At 30.4% G+C, this 3474-nt stretch carries 4 protein-coding genes; all 4 read left to right on the forward strand.

What is annotated here, in order from left to right; genetic code table 11:
- Positions 1-281 precede the first annotated feature (281 nt).
- A complete protein-coding gene (locus ACKTSC_RS13260) occupies positions 282-641 on the forward strand; it encodes a DUF1304 domain-containing protein (protein WP_407857816.1) in 360 nt (119 codons plus the stop codon).
- 194 nt (positions 642-835) lie between these two features.
- Positions 836-1036 (forward strand): DUF4177 domain-containing protein, encoded by a 201-nt coding sequence (locus tag ACKTSC_RS13265; RefSeq protein WP_407857817.1) that lies wholly within the window; start codon positions 836-838, stop codon positions 1034-1036.
- A gap of 492 nt (positions 1037-1528) precedes the next feature.
- Positions 1529-2194, forward strand: a complete 666-nt coding sequence (locus ACKTSC_RS13270; RefSeq protein ID WP_407856421.1) for a CPBP family intramembrane glutamic endopeptidase — start codon at positions 1529-1531, stop codon at positions 2192-2194.
- Positions 2195-2468: 274 nt separating this feature from the next.
- Positions 2469-3143, forward strand: coding sequence for a type 1 glutamine amidotransferase (locus tag ACKTSC_RS13275; RefSeq protein ID WP_407857818.1), 675 nt, complete (start codon positions 2469-2471; stop codon positions 3141-3143).
- The last annotated feature ends 331 nt before the right edge of the window (positions 3144-3474 follow it).

Below are 3474 nucleotides of genomic sequence, written 5' to 3' on the forward strand. Positions count from 1 at the left end.
GGCTACCATGATGATATCTTTTTCAAATTGTTTGCCTTTAAAATGAGACATGGTTATTCTCCTAATGTTTTCGTTTCAGCTATTTTACACTAAATAGACGTTTTGATAAAACTTTGCAACAGAACCCCTTCATTTATTATCTTATGTATTGGATAATTTCCTTGATAGATCTAATTGATGAAACTACGTGATTTTGTCCGTTAAAGGAATTATTTTTGACGTCTATAATATTTACAGTTATACTTTTATTTTCAATTTCATATCTTTTAGGAGGCTATATCATGTCAACTTTAACTCTAGTACTTACAATTCTTGTAGCATTTCAATTTTTCTACATAATGTATTTAGAGACTTTTGCTACTACGTCCAATGCAACCAGTAAAATTTTTGACTTATCAAAACAAGAATTAAGTCAACCATCGATAAATACACTGTTTAAGAATCAAGGCATCTATAATGGACTTCTTGGATTGGGCTTACTTTATAGTATTTTTTCTGGTAGTTCATCGGAAGAGATAAATCGTATATTTCTCATTTTTATCATTCTAGTTGCAATATACGGTAGTATCACTAGCAATAAAAAAATTATTTTAACTCAAGGTGGTGTGGCTATTTTAACGCTCATAACCACATTGTTTTAACTTTGTAATTTCTTTTACCCACCTATTTTATTAATAGGTTTTTTTCATACCTACTAAAAATCATCCGTTTGCTGAACTCTGTTTGATAATAATCTATAGTTTCCTATTGTTGGATAAATCCACAATCCATAGAGTACTTGTGAACCTTTTTATATAAGATTATAATTAGATAAATTAAATAAGGAGATGCTTTAATGTTCGAGTACAAAACTGAAGTTTTATATACAAAATTTAAATGGACTACTGACAAAGCTGAAGTAGATGACATTGCAGAGTTGAATGACTTATTTAACAAGCGTTCAAAAGAAGGGTGGGAACTAGTCACATATTCCTATATGTCAACGTCCTTACAAATTAAAGGCGCCACTCTAATCACTTTCAAAAAGCCTCTATAGAAGAGAATAAGTAATGGTATTAGTTTCTGACGCCATTTTTTCGATCAATGATTTCCTTGATAGCGCCAATTTATGGGCCTATCTCATTTCGTCCTGTTAACGCAAAGTTAAAGTCTAAAGTATTGGCGAATAATCAGACACTATTAATTAATATTATTTATTATTTGATTGTTACTGTTAAGTTATAAATGATTGATAAATAATATTTTGGTTAAGTATCTTACTAATTTCAAGACCACTTTTATCGTTAGCTAAATATAAAAATTTTTTATGATTTAATATTTAGTTGTAGAATGAAATTATTTTTACTTACTTCCCCATAAAATTTATTGTTTTCAATCTTTTAGCTAGCACTTAATTGTGCTAGCTTTTTTATTTCATCAAAGCTATGTGATAGCGCCAGTTTGTGGACTTATCTTATTTTGTCCGTTAACGAACGAATATTTTAAATGGTTTGCCACTTTAGTCAATGCTATTATTATCTGATAGGGGGTGAATGAAATTGGTACATGTAAAAAATTTTTTATTGTTATTGGGTTATTTATTTTAAGCCAAATCAGTATTACTATTTTTGGTTTAATTCAAGAAATATCTCCACATTCATTAGTTGGAGGAAATTTGCTAGCATTAATTTTATTAATAATGGTTAATATAATAATTCTTGTATGGCTTACTTATAAGTTAAAGTTAATAGAATTTAATTTTACTTGGATCACAAAAACAAATCTTTTTATTATTATAGGATCAACAATTCTTTTAAAGGTTATTGCGATAATGGGCACTTTATTAATACAGTACTTTAATGGGCAAGAAATAAGTAACAATGACGCAGCATTAAATAGTTTATTTAATGGCGTAAATCCTGTTTTATTATTTTTATTGATTGCTATTTCTGCACCAATAATGGAAGAAATTGTTTTTCGTGGTGGAATTATTGGTTTATTGTGTAAAAACAAGCCAATAATTGGTATTCTATTAAGTTCAATATCTTTTGGGCTGATTCACATGGCAACAGATATACCGAACTTTCTTCTTTATGCACTAATGGGTTTAATATTGTCGCTAAGTTATTACAAACCTAAGCGATTAGAAGTCTCAATAATGGTTCATTTTCTTAATAACGTTATCCCAGCTATCGCAATGATTTTCCTGCAATAGATTCTAGACGACTATATGTCGTCATTTTTTTATTTTTCTATATTTACCTTCTTCTCCTATGTTATTTTGTTCGTTAAGGTTATTCTCACGTCGATTGAGTCGTAATTGGATCAACAAGTGATTAAATCCAATCAAATCTCTGGCCAATACTTCTAGTGGATCCTTCATTTCCATAATTTGACTTACAAGCTTCAATTTTCTATAATTACTCATATTAATAGGTAATTGCAGGCGAAACCTAATCCCAACATTGCCGTTGAGTGAAAGAAATTTTATGCGAATCAACGTTTTACAACACACTCCTAACGAGGGTCCGGGATCTATTCAAGAATGGTCTAAGCAACATGGTCATGAAATGTATATCTACCATCCATATCAATTCAATGGTGTATTACCTTCAGCAGAGGAGACTGATATGCTTATCATATTAGGCGGTCCAATGAGTCCAAACGACGATATCGATTGGATTAACTATGAACGTATATTGATCAAAGAGCTACTTGAGAGAAATATCCCAATGTTTGGCGCTTGCTATGGTGCTCAGCAAATTGCTAAAACACTCGGATACGAAGTTTCCAAAGCGCCCTATAAGGAAGTTGGTTGGGCAACAGTTACACTTGAGAGTGATACAATTCCCGATATTCCTAGGACATTAACTGCTTTGCATTGGCATGAAGAAATGTTTGAAATTCCAGAAAATGCTATCCATCTGTTCAGTAGCGACCTTGTTCGTAATCAAGGATATTTGTTAAATAGAAACGTGATTGGACTACAATTTCATTTTGAGCCTCAATCAGATGATGTCCGTGAAATGGCTATTAATGATTTTGAATATCCAAACGACAATAATTCTTTAAATCAAAGTGCGCAAGATATTATGGCAGCAAATTTTCCTACTAAAAACAAAGAAGTAATGTACAAATTATTAGATTTTATTTCTCAAAAATAGTAATTTTTTGAAACTAAGCCATCAAATCAATGATGGCTTTTTTTGTCTAAAAATACATGATAATTCCAGATGAAAAAAGAGCTCAAAAGTTAGGGGATGATTCTAAGGAACTTGTATACTTAGATAAATAGCTTGCGGAAAACTATTATCCATAAAAAATAAGTTTTATAGATATTGAAATAGATAAATCTAATATGAATTTCCGAGAGTGTAAAATATTTTGTGTAAATGAATAAAATCCATACAAAAAAGGAAGTCCCTTCTGTAGAATTAAGTTTACGACAACCAATTCACAGAAAAGAGGACTTCCCTATGAATGATTTTACTACAG

It is taken from the genome of Enterococcus hailinensis (assembly GCF_045862035.1).
In the GTDB taxonomy this organism is placed as follows: domain Bacteria; phylum Bacillota; class Bacilli; order Lactobacillales; family Enterococcaceae; genus Enterococcus_A; species Enterococcus_A hailinensis.

Coding starts and splice junctions, on each gene's coding strand:
- ACKTSC_RS13260 (WP_407857816.1), top strand. CDS start 282: ATGTCAACTTTAACTCTAGTACTTACAATTCTTGTAGCATTTCAATTT.
- ACKTSC_RS13265 (WP_407857817.1), top strand. CDS start 836: ATGTTCGAGTACAAAACTGAAGTTTTATATACAAAATTTAAATGGACT.
- ACKTSC_RS13275 (WP_407857818.1), top strand. CDS start 2,469: ATGCGAATCAACGTTTTACAACACACTCCTAACGAGGGTCCGGGATCT.